This is a genomic window from Blautia sp. St.27G3 (assembly GCF_059728505.1).
Map to the genome: position 1 here is coordinate 477,927 of NZ_BAAGFO010000003.1, position 17,133 is coordinate 495,059.

The 17,133-nt window shown below is 45.5% G+C and carries 14 protein-coding genes and 1 tRNA gene; 1 reads left to right on the top strand and 14 read right to left on the bottom strand.

Annotation, left to right across the window (positions count from 1 at the left end):
• Positions 1 to 17: 17 nt before the first annotated feature.
• From AC6I2O_RS16380 to AC6I2O_RS16410, 7 genes are all read right to left on the bottom strand, one after another.
• Positions 18 to 524 carry a DUF6106 family protein gene (locus AC6I2O_RS16380; RefSeq protein WP_120392891.1) on the bottom strand — a complete coding sequence of 169 codons (507 nt, stop codon included), beginning with the start codon at positions 522 to 524 and terminating at the stop codon, positions 18 to 20.
• A gap of 197 nt (positions 525 to 721) precedes the next feature.
• Positions 722 to 2,344: a chaperonin GroEL gene (groL, locus tag AC6I2O_RS16385; RefSeq protein WP_120392892.1), complete on the bottom strand. Its 1,623-nt coding sequence runs from the start codon at positions 2,342 to 2,344 to the stop codon at positions 722 to 724.
• Between the two features lie 37 nt (positions 2,345 to 2,381).
• Positions 2,382 to 2,666 carry a co-chaperone GroES gene (locus AC6I2O_RS16390; RefSeq protein WP_120392893.1) on the bottom strand — a complete coding sequence of 95 codons (285 nt, stop codon included), beginning with the start codon at positions 2,664 to 2,666 and terminating at the stop codon, positions 2,382 to 2,384.
• A 411-nt stretch (positions 2,667 to 3,077) separates the two neighbouring features.
• A complete protein-coding gene (gene codY, locus AC6I2O_RS16395) occupies positions 3,078 to 3,860 on the bottom strand; it encodes a GTP-sensing pleiotropic transcriptional regulator CodY (protein ID WP_120392894.1) in 783 nt (260 codons plus the stop codon).
• A gap of 110 nt (positions 3,861 to 3,970) precedes the next feature.
• The gene (gene topA, locus AC6I2O_RS16400; protein WP_120392895.1) at positions 3,971 to 6,055 is read right to left on the bottom strand and encodes a type I DNA topoisomerase; all 2,085 of its coding nucleotides are present in this window, start codon (positions 6,053 to 6,055) and stop codon (positions 3,971 to 3,973) included.
• A 30-nt stretch (positions 6,056 to 6,085) separates the two neighbouring features.
• Positions 6,086 to 7,123, bottom strand: a complete 1,038-nt coding sequence (dprA, locus tag AC6I2O_RS16405; RefSeq protein ID WP_120392896.1) for a DNA-processing protein DprA — start codon at positions 7,121 to 7,123, stop codon at positions 6,086 to 6,088.
• A gap of 90 nt (positions 7,124 to 7,213) precedes the next feature.
• Complete coding sequence (locus AC6I2O_RS16410; protein WP_120392897.1) at positions 7,214 to 8,737, bottom strand: YifB family Mg chelatase-like AAA ATPase; 1,524 nt, start codon at positions 8,735 to 8,737, stop codon at positions 7,214 to 7,216.
• A gap of 172 nt (positions 8,738 to 8,909) precedes the next feature.
• Between AC6I2O_RS16410 and AC6I2O_RS16415 the strand changes: the two genes are divergently transcribed.
• Positions 8,910 to 9,170: a hypothetical protein gene (locus AC6I2O_RS16415; RefSeq protein WP_120392898.1), complete on the top strand. Its 261-nt coding sequence runs from the start codon at positions 8,910 to 8,912 to the stop codon at positions 9,168 to 9,170.
• 195 nt (positions 9,171 to 9,365) lie between these two features.
• On the opposite strand, the gene AC6I2O_RS16420 is transcribed toward AC6I2O_RS16415, so the two are convergent.
• The 7 genes from AC6I2O_RS16420 to secA all read right to left on the bottom strand — a co-directional run bounded on the left by AC6I2O_RS16420 (position 9,366) and on the right by secA (position 16,977).
• Complete coding sequence (locus tag AC6I2O_RS16420) at positions 9,366 to 9,797, bottom strand: hypothetical protein (RefSeq protein ID WP_120392899.1); 432 nt, start codon at positions 9,795 to 9,797, stop codon at positions 9,366 to 9,368.
• A 180-nt stretch (positions 9,798 to 9,977) separates the two neighbouring features.
• Entirely contained in the window at positions 9,978 to 10,622 is a 645-nt protein-coding gene (locus tag AC6I2O_RS16425; RefSeq protein ID WP_497743282.1) for an endonuclease III domain-containing protein, read from the bottom strand.
• Positions 10,619 to 11,320 carry a YjjG family noncanonical pyrimidine nucleotidase gene (locus tag AC6I2O_RS16430; RefSeq protein WP_120392901.1) on the bottom strand — a complete coding sequence of 234 codons (702 nt, stop codon included), beginning with the start codon at positions 11,318 to 11,320 and terminating at the stop codon, positions 10,619 to 10,621. The genes AC6I2O_RS16425 and AC6I2O_RS16430 overlap by 4 nt, the downstream gene beginning before the upstream one ends.
• A gap of 7 nt (positions 11,321 to 11,327) precedes the next feature.
• On the bottom strand, positions 11,328 to 12,740 hold the full coding sequence (locus AC6I2O_RS16435; protein WP_120392902.1) for an amidophosphoribosyltransferase: 1,413 nt from the start codon (positions 12,738 to 12,740) through the stop codon (positions 11,328 to 11,330).
• 226 nt (positions 12,741 to 12,966) lie between these two features.
• Positions 12,967 to 13,040: transfer RNA gene (locus tag AC6I2O_RS16440), tRNA-Arg, on the bottom strand.
• 155 nt (positions 13,041 to 13,195) lie between these two features.
• Positions 13,196 to 14,324, bottom strand: a protein-coding gene (gene prfB, locus AC6I2O_RS16445) for a peptide chain release factor 2 (protein WP_497743283.1) whose coding sequence is annotated in 2 segments (ribosomal slippage) — positions 13,196 to 14,248 and positions 14,250 to 14,324 — 1,128 coding nt in all. Because the reading frame shifts where the segments join, the coding sequence is not laid out codon by codon here.
• 82 nt (positions 14,325 to 14,406) lie between these two features.
• Positions 14,407 to 16,977 (bottom strand): preprotein translocase subunit SecA, encoded by a 2,571-nt coding sequence (secA, locus tag AC6I2O_RS16450; RefSeq protein ID WP_120392904.1) that lies wholly within the window; start codon positions 16,975 to 16,977, stop codon positions 14,407 to 14,409.
• Positions 16,978 to 17,133 lie beyond the last annotated feature (156 nt).

Consider the following 17,133-nt stretch of genomic DNA (forward strand, 5'->3'; position numbering starts at 1 on the left):
CCATTGATTAAAAGAATTTAAAAGAGATTTACCTTTCTCGGACTGATTCGCCGAATATCATTTACCACCACATCATCAAATTCTACCTGAATGATCTCGCGGCCCTTTTCTTTGTTCAAAACCAGCGTATAGCTCTTCTGGTCCGGTCGTCCGGAAGTAAAATCCTTTATTTTTACCCCCTGTCCATTTACATAACTGTCCAGCGCATGAGACTTTGTCGGCGCCATAAGCTCCAGCTCCTGCATATCATAGCTGGCAATCCTTTTTCTTTTCTGGCGGGAATAGATTGCGTCAATATCTAATTCGCCGTTCACATACAGATATTCGTATTCCACATCCAGCTTCGGAAGCACAAATATCCAGAATACAACGCCCAAAACAACCCCCACAGGCAAAAGAAGCGGCGTCACCATAATTCCCCCAAGCAGGCAGAGTACTACCAGCCCGATCAATGCTCCCTTTAAAATCCTGGCGCTTGCAGGCATTTCCCGCTTCACCAGTATTTCCCGATACAAATCACTCATTTTTGGCCCTCCGTATTTTTTCACAAAGTAAACTACATAAATTGTAACACAAACAGGGCCGCTGCACAACAGGCATTTCCCCTGCCGGAAATACCCTTTCGGATTTTACCGGCAAATGAAATCTGCCCATGTACAACAGCCCTTTTTCACAGACGAGGTCGCCCGTTTTATTTTTTATCTATTTTTACAGTCTAGTTTTACATCATTCCCATACCCGGGTTGCCTGCTGGCATTGCCGGAGCATCTTCTTTGATATTTCCCACTACAGACTCGGTTGTCAGAAGTGTTGCGGCTACGCTTGTCGCATTTTGCAGTGCGCTTCTTGTAACCTTTGCCGGGTCAAGAATACCTGCCTTCACCATATCAACGTACTCCTCTTTGTATGCGTCAAAACCGGTGCCCACTTCAGACTCGCGCACCTTATTGATGATTACAGCGCCTTCCAGTCCTGCATTTGCAGCAATATGATACAGCGGAGCTTCCAGAGCTTTCAGAATAATCTTCACACCCGTTCTCTCATCGCCATCCAGCTCTTCTGCAAGCTTTTCAACTTCTTTTGCAGCATGGATATATGCAGAACCGCCGCCTGCAATGATTCCCTCTTCTACGGCTGCCTTCGTAGCTGCCAGAGCATCCTCCATACGAAGCTTTGCTTCCTTCATTTCTGTCTCTGTCGCAGCGCCGACACGAATAACAGCGACACCGCCGGAAAGCTTAGCCAAACGCTCCTGAAGCTTCTCTTTGTCAAATTCAGACTTTGTCTCTTCGATCATTGCTTTGATCTGGGTAATTCTGGCCTGGATCGCGTCTTTTTCGCCAAGTCCGTCAACGATGATTGTATTTTCTTTCTGAACCTTAACAGATTTTGCACGTCCCAGCATATCCAGAGTTGCTTCTTTCAGATCAAGGCCAACCTCTTCAGAGATCACACGTCCTCCGGTCAGAATTGCGATATCCTCCAGCATTGCTTTTCTTCTGTCACCATAGCCCGGCGCCTTCACAGCAACCACCTGGAACGTACCGCGCAGCTTATTTACAATCAGAGTCGTAAGAGCTTCTCCCTCAACATCCTCTGCAATAATCAGCAGCTTTTTGCCAGACTGAACTACCTGCTCCAGAAGCGGAAGAACTTCCTGAATGTTGCTGATCTTTTTATCCGTAATCAAAATAAGCGGATCATCCAACACTGCTTCCATTTTTTCCATATCAGTTGCCATATACGCAGAAATATATCCGCGGTCAAACTGCATACCTTCTACCAGATCAAGCTCAGTCTGCATGGTCTTGGATTCTTCAATCGTAATAACGCCGTCCTGAGAAACCTTCTCCATTGCATTTGCTACCAGCTCACCAACCGTCTCATCACCGGAAGATACTGCTGCAACACGTGCAATCTGCTCTTTTCCAGTAACTTTCTTGCTCATATTCTTGATTGCCTCAACAGCTGCATCCGTCGCTTTTTTCATTCCTTTACGAAGCACGATCGGATTTGCACCTGCTGCCAGGTTCTTCATACCTTCGTTTACCATTGCCTGTGCCAGAACGGTAGCTGTTGTTGTGCCATCTCCTGCCACATCATTTGTCTTGGATGCAACTTCTTTGATCAGCTGCGCACCCATATTTTCAAAAGCATCCTCAAGCTCGATCTCTTTCGCAATCGTCACACCGTCATTTGTGATAAGCGGTGAACCAAACTGCTTGTCAAGAACAACGTTTCTTCCCTTCGGTCCAAGTGTCACACGAACAGTATCAGCCAGTTTATTTACACCATTCTCTAAAGATGTTCTTGCATCAGCGCCAAATTTAATTTCCTTTGCCATTATAATCAGCCTCCTGTTTTCTTCTTTTCAATCTGTGTTATTCAACGACTGCGAGAATATCATTCTGTTTTACAATAATAAACTCTTCCTCGCCAAGCTTTACTTCATTACCAGCATACTTCGAATAAATAACTTTATCGCCAACCTTTACCTGCATCGTAACTTCTTTTCCATCTACCATTCCGCCCGGTCCCACTGCAACGACCTCTGCCTCCTGCGGCTTTTCCTGTGTCTTACTGGTGAGGATGATTCCGGATTTCGTTGTCTCTTCTGCTTCAAACTGTTTCAACACAACTCTGTCGCCCAACGGTACTAATTTCATATTTAATTCCTCCTTAGATGGTATTTCTCTTCTTCTCTACTTATTAGCACTCGTTAAAGTCGAGTGCTAACGAACAATCTTATATTAGTTAAAATATGTAAATAATGCAACTTCTATTACAGCTATATATTTTTGATTATTCATATATTATCTTCTATTCTCTTTATTTTTCTTTGTTTTTCTCACTATTTCTTTTTTTCTTATGTCTTCAGGATACGTTTTCCTATATAAGAACAAAAGTGTGCTTCGCACACCTCGCGTGTCAATAAATTTCAGAGCACAACTTTTGTTCCGCGCGCGAAGCTGCGCATCCTGCCGGAGGCTTTTATCGTATAGGAGACGAAGTTTCCTATACGATAAAAAAAGATGCCTGCCCAAAGGCAGACATCCGGCACTTCCATTTCACTGCTTCTACAGATTCCGTGCTCTCTTAATTTCATTTAATTCATCAAACACTACATCATTCAGTACTTTAATGTAGGTTCCCTTCATACCGGAAGAACGTGATTCAATTACACCGGCACTCTCAAACTTCCTCAAGGCGTTAACAATAACAGATCGCGTAATGCCTACTCTGTCAGCTATTTTGCTGGCAACAAGAATTCCCTCTGCACCATCCAGTTCATCAAAAATATGAACGATCGCTTCCATTTCTGAAAATGAAAGTGTACTGATCGCAGATTTTACAATCTGCACTTTACGATTCTCTTCTGCATTCTCCTCGTTTACAGAACGCATCATCTCGAGTCCTACTACCGTCGTCCCATACTCACTGAGTATGATATCGTCGATCTCATACTGGGATTCAAATTTATACATAAATACGGTACCCAGACGCTCACCTGCAATATCAATCGGATTAATAATCGCCTGATACTTTCTGATATTGTCTCCCACAAAACCCAAAGTTTCCAGATTCACATTTTCTTTTGTAGAAAGAACTCCGAGAAGCCTCTCATTCAGCATCGGATCAATGAAACCGCCCACTTTGTCAACGATAAGCTCTCCAATCTCCTCCACACCATCGCACAACCCTACTCCCAGTACCTTTCCTTTCCTGCTGATCACCAGAACATTGGAATTCAATATGCTTGTCAGAACATTACAAATGTCATTAAAAACGACCTTGCTGGTATTATTGTTATGCAACAATTGATTGATCTTCCTAGTCTTATCCAATAGTTGAACACTCATTACGGGCCTCCTTTACACAAAATCCTCCCACTTCATTATTCCATATCATAACACAGAGTTTTCAGAAAATCAACGTATTTTCTCTATATTTTGTTACTATTTAACCTCTGTCACGAAACCCCTTTTTCTTCGTCTGTTTTCACACAAACATAACCGCAGGCTTTATCTGCGCAGACTATTTTATTCCCTTTTTCTACCATATAGCCGCCACACTGCGGACACTTTTTCTGTACCGGTCGCTGCCAGGACATAAATTCACAGTCCGGATTATTCTCACAGCCGTAATAACGCCTTCCCTTTTTTGTTTTTCGAATTACCAGATCTTTGCCGCACATCGGACAGGGAACACCGATCTTCTCCAGATAAGGTTTTGTATTACGGCAATCCGGAAATCCGGGACATGCAAGGAACTTGCCGTGCGGACCATACTTAATGACCATATTCCGCCCACATTCTTCACAGATCACATCGGTAACTTCATCCTCGATTTTTACCTTTTCCAGCGTCTGTTCTGCCTTCTTTACTGCTTCATCCAGGTCAGGGTAAAAATTCTCCACAACCGTTTTCCAGGAAATCGCCCCTTCTCCGATCGAATCCAGCAGCGACTCCATATTCGCGGTAAAGCTCACATCTACAATGCTCGGAAATGCCTCTTTCATAATCGAATTGACAACTTCTCCAAGCTCTGTCATATAAAGATTTTTATTTTCTTTGGCTACATAACGTCTTGCGATAATCGTTGTAATGGTCGGAGCATACGTACTGGGCCGTCCGATTCCCTGTTCCTCAAGCGCCCGTACAAGCGATGCCTCTGTATAATGGGCCGGCGGCTGTGTAAAATGCTGTTTCGTCTCAATATCTTTCGAAACAAGCTTCATACCCGGTTCAATCTTTCCGACCAGAACATTGTCATCCTCTTTTTCCTCATCGCTGCCCGTATATACACTTCGAAATCCTTCAAAGACCACTCTGGAGGCAGCAATATGAAAACGATAACCGGCCGCTCCAATATATACGGAAGTTGTTTCATATTTCGCCGCAGACATACGGCTCGCAGTAAAACGTTTCCAAATGAGCTGATACAGACGGAACAGATCACGGCTCAGAGAATCTTTTACGTTAAATGGCGTCCTTGTAATATCTGTTGGCCGGATTGCCTCGTGCGCATCCTGAATTTTCTTATCACTTTTGGATGACTGGCTGCTCTGTTGCACAAACGCATCCCCATACTGATCGGCAATATAATTTTTTGCAGCCAAATCTGCTTCCTCTGAAATCCTGGTAGAGTCCGTACGCAGATAAGTAATCAGCGCCGTCGTGCCACTCCCTTTCAGTTCTACGCCTTCGTATAACTGCTGCGCCAACCGCATTGTTTTCTGTGTAGAAAAATTCAGTACATTTGCCGCTTCCTGCTGCAATGTACTTGTCGTAAATGGAAGCGGCGCCTTTTTCGTCCGCTCACTCCTGCGTACCTCTTCTACCACATACTCCGCATTCTTTGTCTTCTGCAAAATTTCATCCAGCTCCGCCTGTGATGAAATCGTCATCTTTTTGTCTTTTCCGTAGAATTTGGCCGTCAGGCTTTTCTTTTCTCCTGGCGCTGTAAGTTTCACATCCAAGCTCCAGTATTCCTGCGGGATAAATGCATTAATCTCATCCTCCCGGTCTCCAATGATCCGAAGCGCAACAGACTGCACACGGCCGGCACTTAGTCCCCTCTTTACTTTCTGCCAGAGCAGCGGACTAATCCGATATCCCACCATACGGTCCAGAATGCGGCGTGTCTGCTGTGCATCCACCAAATCCATATCAATTGATCGCGCATGTTTGAGAGATTCCTTCACTGCGCTTTTTGTAATCTCATTAAAGGTGATACGTTTCTGCTTTTTGGGATCTAACTTTAATGCCTCTGCCAGATGCCAGGAAATCGCTTCGCCCTCCCGATCAGGGTCCGTTGCAAGATACACCTTGTCCGCTTTTTTCTCAGCCTTGCGCAGCGTTGCAAGAATATCTCCCTTCCCCCGAATTGTAATATATTTTGGCTCGCAGCCATGCTCCATGTCAATTCCCATTTTACTTTTTGGCAAATCCCTGACATGCCCATTCGATGCAAGAACCTCATAATTCGAGCCGAGAAACTTTTTGATTGTCTTTACTTTTGCAGGCGACTCTACGATCACCAGATATTTAGGCATAGCGATTACCTCCAGAAAACACTACATTCCTCATTCTTTTCGCGCGTAATAACCGCGCTTTGTTTCTTTGATCAGGCCTTTCAACTCCAGAGACAGCAGACATCCGCTTAATTCTGATAAAGAAAGTACCGTGCACGCTTCCAGCTCCCACAGGCTCTTTGCGCACAAACCGAGACTACTATACACTAATTTCTCCGCAGGTGCAAGTATTAAATCATCGGATAATTTCTTTTTTAAACATGAAATATCAGAAAAAATAGTTTCTATAAGACTTTCAACCGACAAAACAACACCCGCTCCCTGTGCTATCAGTTCATTGCATCCCTCGCTCAGTTCATCCGTCGGACGTCCTGGAACTGCCATCACGTACTTTCCCTGTTCCGCAGCAAAATCCGCTGTAATCAAAGAACCACTCTTCCTGCGTGCTTCTATTACGACCACAAAGTCCGCAAGTCCACTGATAATCCGATTCCTCATCGGAAAATTCTGTGGCATTGGCGGGGTACCTGGCGGATATTCTGAAATAAGCCCTCCACTTTGCTGTAGTCTTATATAAAGCTCTTTATGGCCGGCCGGATAGCATCGATCAACGCCGCAACCCAGAATACCAAAGCTCTGGCCTTTGCTTTGCAAAGCTGCCCACTGTGCTGCTCCATCAATCCCATAAGCTGCACCACTGACCACCACGCCGCCGGCCCGACAAATCTTCTCTGCGAAAAGCTCTGCCCATTCTTTGCCGCGTTTCGTGCACATCCTTGCCCCGACAACCGCAACTGCTTTTTTATCCTCCTGCGGGATGCTGCCCTTGTAAAAAAGTCCATACGGCCTGTCCGCCAAACCCTGAAGCCTCTTCGGATACATAGTATGTTCCCAACTGATAAATTGTATTCCCTGTTCCCGATTCCTATGCACTGTTTTCTCCGGAGGCTCTGCTTTCGCACGGCTGACCTTTTCAATCCAGACACATCCTCTTTCTTTTAAATAATCCAGTTCTTTTTCCTCTGTATGCCAGATATGCTCAGGACTCTTAAAAAAGCGCAGCAACATTTCCAGCTGCCCCCGATACATTCCCGGAATGCTGCATAACCACTCCCAGTACTGCTCGATCTCAACCCCACCTTTCTCTCCATTTTCGCCTTAACATCCACATCAAGTATCTTATTGCAGCCCGTCCGCTGGCCGGTAATAAACCGCTTCTCCCAGATGGCGCAACCCGATCACCTCACAGCCTTCTAAGTCTGCAATTGTCCTCGCCACCTTAATAACCTTATGATATGAGCGCGCTGTCAGACGCTTCTGCTCGTACACATGTTTCAACTGCGCTTTTACCTCATCCTCCATCGGACAGTAATGTTCCAGCTCAGCGGCAGTCAATTCTGCGTTAAAACGAAAGCGACTCCCGTCATACCGTATCTTTTGCAGACTTTGCGCTGCCAAAACCCGCTTCCGGATTTGTGCTGTTGTCTCTTCACCGCTCTCCTGAACTAATTCTTCATACTGTACCTGCTCTGCCTCTGCATGAAGATCAATCCGATCCAGCAAAGGACGACTGATCTTATGCAGATACCTCATCACTTCATGCTCATGGCAATGACATCTGGTCCGATCCGGATAATACCCGCATTTACAGGGATTTCGGGATGCCACAAGCATAAAATCAGCTGGAAATACATACTGGCCGCTGTTTCTGGAAATCCTTATTTCGCCCTCCTCAAGCGGCTGACGCAGGATCTCCAGCGCCTCTTTTTGAAATTCCGGAAGCTCATCCAAATACAATACCCCTCTGTGTGCCAGACTGATCTCTCCCGGACGCGGCACACCCCCTCCTCCTGTCAGTGCAACAGGCGACACCGTGTGGTGCGGCATCCGAAAAGGCCGTTCACGCAAAATCCCGGTAGATGGAAGCAGACCCGCTACGCTGTGTATCTTTGATACCTCCAGAGACTCTTCGATGTCCATCAACGGCAATATCCCTGGAATCCGACTTGCAATCATTGTCTTTCCTGAGCCCGGTGTCCCGCTAATCAAAAGATTGTGCATCCCCGCTGCCGCAATCTCAGCAGCCCGCTTTACAGTATGCTGCCCTTTGATATCTGCGAAATCAGGCATGGTACGAACAGGCATTTCTGAAAACATTTCTTCTATATTAATAGAAGCTATATGCAATTTGCGACACGAGATAAAGTGTTCTACTACTTCTTTTAAATGGCCGGCGCCAAAGACCTGTATTCCCTGAATCACCGCTCCCTCTCTGACATTTGCTTCCGGAATAATACAGCTCTCGCAGCCCGCCCGCCGCGCCTCCAGTACCATCCCCAGCACTCCGCATATACCTCGAATACTCCCATCCAGTCCCAGTTCACCTGCCAGAAAAATACGTTCGAGCATATCCCCTGGAAAAAAACCGTACGAAGCCATAACCGCAACTGCGATCGGCAGGTCAAACCCCGGCCCTGACTTTCGAATATCCGCCGGAGCCAGATTTACCGTCACTTTTTTCGGTGCAAGAGAATAGCCCGAATTTTTGATCGCTGTCCGCACACGGTCCTGCGCCTCCCGCACCTGTGCATTTAAGAAGCCTACCATCGAAAACTGTGGAAGACCATTTGCTACATCTACCTCAACCGAAACAATTCTGCTTTCAATCCCACAAATCGCTGCTGATCTCACTTTGCTGAACAAAAAACCGCCCCTTTTAATTATATATATTATGTGATATTATATTATCACGTCCCATGCCAATATGCAACATTTAATTCCTATTTTTTTCAAAGAATATGTTTCAAACAATTGTTCACACTGATAACAGAGGTTGTTTTACTCAAAATTTTGTTACGAACTGAAAGGAGCCCCTATGCCTGATAAATCCGACAAAACAAAAAAATCAGCTGAAGATTTAAACTTCTCTGATTCCTGCTTTTCCAAAAGTATCTGTTCTTCCATGGACTGCACTGGTCTCATTCCAGCTCTTCCATCCTCCGAAGCAGAACTTGAAGCTTACGAAAAAATGTATCAATTTTGCCTCAATTGTGCTCCGGACCGCGCACAGACAAGCAACAAAGAAGAGCCACATTACACCAGCAATTCAGCCAAAGTTCCTGCAAGCGGAGCCTGAAAAAAGTTGATTCTGATATTTTATTGAATATGGCAAAGGCTGTCCTCTGAAAAACATGCAAAATGGGCGTAAGGAACTTTTCCTTTCCGCCCATTTTCATCATTTTGCAAATTTATTCGACATCCTATTCTTGTTTCCAATGCATATAAATACAGTATCTCTGTATACAAATCCCTTCCCTTAGAAACCTTCCGCTTACAAAAATTCCTTTAAATCTTTCATAAAAGCTTCTTCTGTCTGAACCAGCTCTCTTGCAATTTTTTTGCTGTCTGCAGATGCTCCTCCGTACTGATTCATTGCGCCGCTGATATTCTGAATTCCCATATTACAGCCATCCATCAAAATCTGAGAAATCCTGCTGTTATCATCATTAAGTCTCATTTTCATTTCCGTAGACAGCCAAGAATAAGCCGTTGCTGCCGCTCCCGGAGCTTTTACTGCCACACCGCCTGTCTCAAGAAGTTCGTCTGCTTTTTTCCCGATCTCCTCATGCTTTTCCCGGTAGTCCAGAATCACATCCTCCAACCGGCCTCCAGTTACATGCTGACAGATCTGGTTCATACTCCCCACTGCCATTTTACAGCCCTGGCTACATTCTTCCAAAAGTTTTCTCGTCACTTCTTCCATAAAATTCGTGCCTCCTTTGCATTTTCATGCATTTGTATCACGCTTTCCAGTACCCCTCTGTCAATATTAAAAAGCTTGGAAATACGTTCTACCTAGTTTGGCCCGTTTTATACCAGAATATACATTTCCCTATTGATACGGCAAAAACCTCGCGCTCATTTTTCCGGTGTGCCGACAATTTCAGGCATCTGCAACACCATTCTTTGCACAAATGTCAGCCAACACACAGCGGTCACAGTATGGTTTTGTCCGTGCTGTACAGACATCGCGTCCATGATACACCAGCCGATGGCAAAAATCGCTGCCCTCCTCCGGCGGAATAATTTTCCACAGCGCCATTTCCACCTTTTTAGGCTCCTTTATCCCATCTACGAGTCCCATACGGTTCGTCAGGCGAATGCAGTGCGTATCAGTCACAATGGCAGGCTTTCCGAATACATCGCCCATAATGAGATTAGCGCTCTTGCGGCCCACACCCGGTAATTTCAAGAGTGCGTCAAAATCCTCCGGCACTTTTCCATCGTACTGATCCTTTAAAATCCGCATACACGCACTGATATCTCGTGCCTTGCTTTTCCCAAGTCCACATGGCCTTACGATCGCTTCTATTTCCTCCGGCTCGGCACTTGCCAGCGCTTCCACATCCGGATATTTCTCATATAGCTTTTCCACCACTACATTCACACGTGCATCGGTGCACTGCGCCGCCAGACGTACACTTACTAAAAGCTTCCATGCATGATCGTAATCCAGTGTACATCCGGCATCCGGATACTCTTTTTTCAAACGCTTGATTATTTCCAGAGCCAATTCCTCTTTTGTCATTGTTCTCCTCCGCTTTCAAGCAGCTTTTCCACATCCCACAAATGGCTGATCTCATAGTCAAGACGCACATTCGCCGTATTCTTTTTGTGATGCGGATTATACCAGCAACACAAAATTCCCGCATTATTTCCGCCCCGCATGTCGCTGGTCAGCGAATCACCGACAATCAGAACCTCTCTGCGGTCTACCGGACCAATTACAGAAAATACATGTTCAAAAAAACCGATCTGCGGCTTTTCCACACCGATCTCGTCAGAGATGAAAACACCGTCCAGTAATTCCCCAAGCCGGGAGCCTTTCAATTTGCTTCTCTGTGCCTCGACTGTACCATTTGTCACCGCATACTGTGCCACACGTCCATGAAGCTTCCGGCACAGCTGCACAGAATTTTCATTTTCAAAAAAATATTCGCCGAGCTTTTCCTGATATGAATCATTAAAAGCCGGAATATCCGGACAGGCAATCCCTTCTTCCCGGAAAAATGTTTCAAAGCGGCCAAGAAGAACTTCTCTTTTCGACAATTCTCCCCGCTCCAAAGCTTCCCAGTAAACCCGGTTAATCTCCTCATAATGCTTCAGCATCGCCTCTGTACAGTCATGAAATCCAATCTCTTCCAGGCACAGCCGAATCCCGTTTTGCTCCGATTTTGAAAAATCAAGCAATGTCCCGTCCACATCCCATAAAACAATTTTTATCATCTGTAAATCACTCTTTTCCGTTAAAACAATAAGTACAAAGCTTACACGGTGAAATATTAATTGCTTCCCTTAAATCATCCAGCCGATGATATCGAAGCGTTGTAAAATTCTGCTCCTTCCTTACAGCCTCAAGCATCGCCTCATAACGTTTGCTGCACGGATTCGCATAATCATCCAAAACCTCCTGTGATACATGTTCCCCCTCACGTTCTCGTATCACTCTTCTTGTAATCAAATCCAGCTCTGATTTTGAACGGGAGAAATTCAGATATTTGCATCCATACAGAAGCGGCGGGCAGGCAGGACGCACATGTACTTCCTTCGCTCCACTGGCATATAAAAATTCTGTCGTTTCACGCAGCTGCGTGCCGCGTACAATGGAATCATCAATCAAAAGGAGTTTTTTGTTCTGTATCAGAGCTTTCACCGGAATCAGTTTCATTTTTGCAATCAGATTTCTCTGGCTCTGCTGCGTCGGCATAAAGGAACGTGGCCACGTCGGTGTATACTTGATGAAAGGTCTTGCATACGGAATCCCTGACTCATTTGCATACCCGATTGCATGTGCGATACCGGAATCCGGAACTCCCGCCACAACATCGGGCGACACCTGGCCTTTGTCGCGCTTTGCCAGCATCGCACCACACTTATAGCGCATCTCCTCTACATTAACACCCTCATACGCAGAGGTCGGATAACCGTAATAAACCCACAAAAAGGAACAAATACGCATCTCTTTTCCCGGTTCGACAAGTGTCTTTACGCCATCCGGATCAATAAAGACAATCTCCCCCGGCCCAAGTTCCCGGTAATCGTCGTAGCCCAAATTGATATAAGAAAAACTCTCAAACGCGACACAGTATGCATCTTCTTTATGCCCAATGACGAGCGGCGTTCTTCCATAGCGGTCTCTTGCCGCGTACAGCCCCTTCTTCGTCATCAGCAACAGCGTCATAGAACCATCCACCAGTTCCTGCACATACCGAATCCCTTCTACAATACTCTCTTTCTTACAGATCAGTGCAGCAACCAGCTCGGTCGCATTGACCTGTCCGCTGCTCATCTCCTGAAAATGTGTATTTCCGTTTTCATATACAAGCTTCAAAAGCTCGTCCATATTGTTGATCTTTCCAACCGTTGTAATCGCAAAGCTTCCCAGATGAGACTGAATCAGGAGAGGCTGCGGCTCATAATCAGAAATGCATCCGATCCCGAGATTCCCCTCCATCTCCTCCACATCACGCTCAAACTTCGTACGAAACGGAGAATTTTCAATATTATGAATCGCCCTCTGAAATCCCCGTTCTCCGCAAACAGCCATACCACCGCGTCTTGTCCCCAGATGTGAATGATAATCAATACCATAAAATAATTCCAGTATACAATTATTCTTGGAGGCAACTCCGAAAAATCCACCCATACGTTTCATTCTCCTTTGCAATTTTATTCTATTACTTTATCATGAAGCTTTCCTGGCGTAAAGATTTTTTTAACATTCTATTTATTTTTGCTCTCCGTCACAAAAAATGCCTTTATTTCATACAAAATTTATAAATGCATCCTGCAAAACGCTTATTGCCAATGTTCAAAATAGGTAGATATACAAAAAGACCGGAAACCTTTCGATTTCCAGCCTTTCCAGATACCGTGCGCTAGAGGATTCGAACCCCCGACCTTTTGGTCCGTAGCCAAACGCTCTATCCAGCTGAGCTAAGCGCACACATTTTATGTTTTCTTCAGCGTTGTTAATTATATACCTGTATTTTCATTTTGTCAACAGCTATTTCAAAAATTTTTGTCCGAATTTGTTTTTGTTTTTTCATAAAATCTCTGGAGCTGCTGCAAAAGTTATTATTCGAAGCAGCTCCATGTCTTTTATTCTTCTTCGTCCTTTTTCCCGCCAAGTGAGAGCCATTTCAGATAAGCATTAATAAAGTGGTCAATACTTCCATCCATAACCGCGTCTACATTTCCGGACTCTGCACCGGTACGCAGATCTTTGACAAGCTTATACGGCTGCATAACATAAGAACGGATCTGATTTCCCCACCCGATCTCCTTCACTTCGCCACGGATATCTGACGCCTTCTCTGCATTTTCCTGCTGTTTCAGAAGATACAGTTTTGCCTTCAGCATCTGCATCGCTTTGTCCTTATTCTGATGCTGAGAACGCTCATTCTGGCATTGTACCACAATACCGGTCGGCAAATGAGTGATACGAATTGCCGATGAAGTTTTATTGATGTGCTGTCCGCCGGCTCCGCTCGAACGATACGTGTCTATCCGCAGATCATCTGCATTGACCTCCACATCAACATCCTCCTCAATATCCGGCATTACGTCACAGCTCACAAAGGAGGTCTGACGTTTTCCTGCTGCATTGAACGGAGAAATCCGGACCAGACGGTGCACGCCTTTCTCTGATTTCAGATACCCGTATGCCTTTGGCCCGTTCACCTGGAATGTAACGGCCTTAATCCCTGCCTCGTCGCCATCCAGATAATCCAGAACTTCGACCTGATACCCTTTTTTGTCTGCCCAGCGCGTATACATCCGGTACAACATAGAAGCCCAATCACAGGACTCCGTTCCTCCGGCTCCTGCGTGCAGCGTCACGATTGCGTTTGTTTCATCGTATTCACCGGAAAGAAGCGTCTTAATTCTGATATCTTCCAGTGTTTCCTGAAAACTTTGCAGCGTCTCTTCAATCTCCGGTATCACCGCAGGGTCATTTTCCTCATAGCCCATCTCTATGAGCATTTCGATTTCTTCGTACTGATTCTCTAACTGCTGGTAAGTTTCGATATCGTCCTTCAGGGACTTCAGCGTCTTCATAGACTCCTGAGATTTTTCGGGATTATCCCAGAAATCCGGCTCTTCCATACGACGCTCCAACTCCTGAACACGCTGTATCTTATTTACCAGGTCAAAGTGAATCCCTCACTTCCACTAATGGTTTCGTATAGCTGTTCAAAAGAACTTTAAACTGGTCAAGCTCAACCACAGTTTCACCCTCTTTCAATCTTTTTTATATCATTCCGGACAGACTGCCTGCAGCTTTCTGTCCGGAACCTTAATCCGTCTTTTTACGCCTTGCGTCCACAGCACTGTTTGTATTTCTTTCCGCTGCCGCATGGACACGGATCATTCGGATAAACCTTGTCCGCAGCACGCTTTTTCGGTGCGCGTGGGCCGGAATCATCCTTATTCGTTCCAGTCACCTTCGCAACCTCTTCACGCTCTACCTTCTGCTCTACCTTTACATGGAACAGCAGGCGAACTGTATCTTCCTGAATTGCAGATGTCATTGAATCAAACATCTCGTAAGCGCTCATTTTATACTCTACAAGCGGGTCTTTCTGACCATACGCCTGAAGGCCGATTCCCTGACGAAGCTGATCCATATCGTCAATATGATCCATCCATTTCCGGTCAATCACTTTCAGAAGAATCACGCGCTCCAGCTCACGAATCTGCTCCTGCTCCGGGAACTCCGTTTCTTTTAATTCATAGAGCTTTACAGCCTGCTCTTTGATCATCTGCTTTAATTCACTCTTATTGGAAATATCCTGAATTGCTTCCGCTGTGATCGGTTTAAGCGGAATCGTCTGCAACAGAACAGAATTCAGCTCCTGCAAATCCCATTCATCACGATCCGTCGTCTCACCAAAACACAGATCCACAACATTATCGGAAATATCCATAATCATCTTAATAATAGAATCGCGCATACTCTCGCCATCCAGCACACGGCGACGCTCCGCATAGATGATTTCTCTCTGCTCGTTGTTTACCTGATCGTACTCAAGAAGATTCTTACGGATACCAAAGTTGTTGCTCTCAATCTTCATCTGTGCCTTTTCGATTGCATTGGAAAGCATCTTGTGCTCAATCTGCTCACCTTCCTGCACGCCTAGAGACTGGAACACCTTCATCATCTTCTCAGAACCGAACAGACGCATCAGATCGTCCTCAAGCGAAATATAAAATCTGGACTCACCGGGATCTCCCTGACGACCGGAACGACCACGCAACTGATTATCAATTCGGCGTGACTCATGGCGTTCCGTACCGATAATTTTAAGACCTCCGGCCTTCCTTGATTCCTCGTCCAGCTTAATATCCGTACCACGACCGGCCATGTTCGTTGCGATCGTAACTGCTCCATGAATACCAGCGTCAGCTACAATCTCAGCCTCCAGCTCATGGAACTTCGCATTCAAAACCTTATGCTGAATCCCCTCCCGCTTCAAAAGCGTGGAAAGCAGCTCCGACACTTCGATCGTAATCGTACCAACCAGCACCGGCTGTCCTTTGGCATGCGCCTCTTTGACTGCCTCTACAACGGCACGGTACTTCTCTTTTTTCGTCATATAAACGGCGTCATTCAAGTCGATACGCTGCACCGGACGGTTCGTCGGAATCTCAACAACGTCCATACCGTAAATATCGCGGAACTCCTTCTCCTCGGTAAGTGCCGTACCGGTCATACCAGATTTCTTTTTGTACTTATTAAAGAAATTCTGGAATGTAATCGTCGCCAGCGTCTTGCTCTCGCGTTTTACTTTTACGTGCTCTTTTGCCTCGATCGCCTGATGCAGACCGTCCGAATACCGGCGGCCCGGCATAATACGTCCCGTAAATTCATCGACGATCATAACTTCATCGTCTTTTACCACATAATCCTGATCGCGGAACATCAAATTGTGCGCCCGAAGAGCCAGATCCACATTGTGCTGAATTTCCAAGTTTTCTGCATCTGAGAAGTTTTCAATCTGGAAGAATTTCTCTACCTTATGAACACCCTGCTCGGTCAGTGTAACAATCTTGTCCTTCTCATTGACAATAAAATCACCGGTCTCTGTAATCTCCTCGCCCATCAGCGCAGTCATCTTGGTAACCTCGCCGCTTGCTTCACCGCGCTGAAGCTGACGTGCCAGAATATCGCACACCTCGTACAGCTTTGTAGATTTTCCGGACTGACCGGAAATAATAAGCGGTGTACGGGCCTCGTCAATCAAAACAGAGTCAACCTCATCAATGATCGCATAGACAAGATCTCTCTGAACAAGCTGCTCTTTGTAAATAACCATGTTATCACGCAGATAATCAAAACCGAGCTCGTTGTTTGTAATATAAGTAATATCGCAGGCATACTGCTCTCTTCGCTCATCGTTGTTCATCGAATTGAGTACTACGCCGACCTTCAGTCCAAGGAACTCATGCACCTGTCCCATCCACTCAGCATCACGGTGTGCCAGATAATCGTTAACCGTAACGATATGCACGCCTTCACCGGTCAACGCATTCAGATAAGCCGGAAGCGTAGATACAAGCGTCTTACCTTCACCGGTACGCATCTCTGCAATACGTCCCTGGTGAAGAATGATTCCACCAATCAGCTGTACCCGGTAATGCTCCATGTTCAGCACGCGCTTTCCCGCTTCGCGTACAGTAGCAAATGCCTCAGGGAGAAGGTCGTCCAACGTCTCACCATTTGCATAGCGCTCTTTATACTCTTTTGTCTTGGCTCTCAGTTCCTCATCCGTAAGCGCCTGCATCGTAGGCCGGAGACTTTCTATCTTGTCCACAATTGGCATGATCATCTTCAGCTCACGCTGACTGTGGGTTCCAAAGATTTTTTCTACTATCTTCATTTTGTATCTCCATTTCAACAATAATTTGCTTTTTATTGTATCACTTCCGAGGCATTAACACAATTAAATTTTTTATGAACGCATTCCCGTTTTTATGAACATACAGTGGGCGAAAAATTCATTTTTTCTCTCCGTACCGCTCATCCTGTTCCGTGC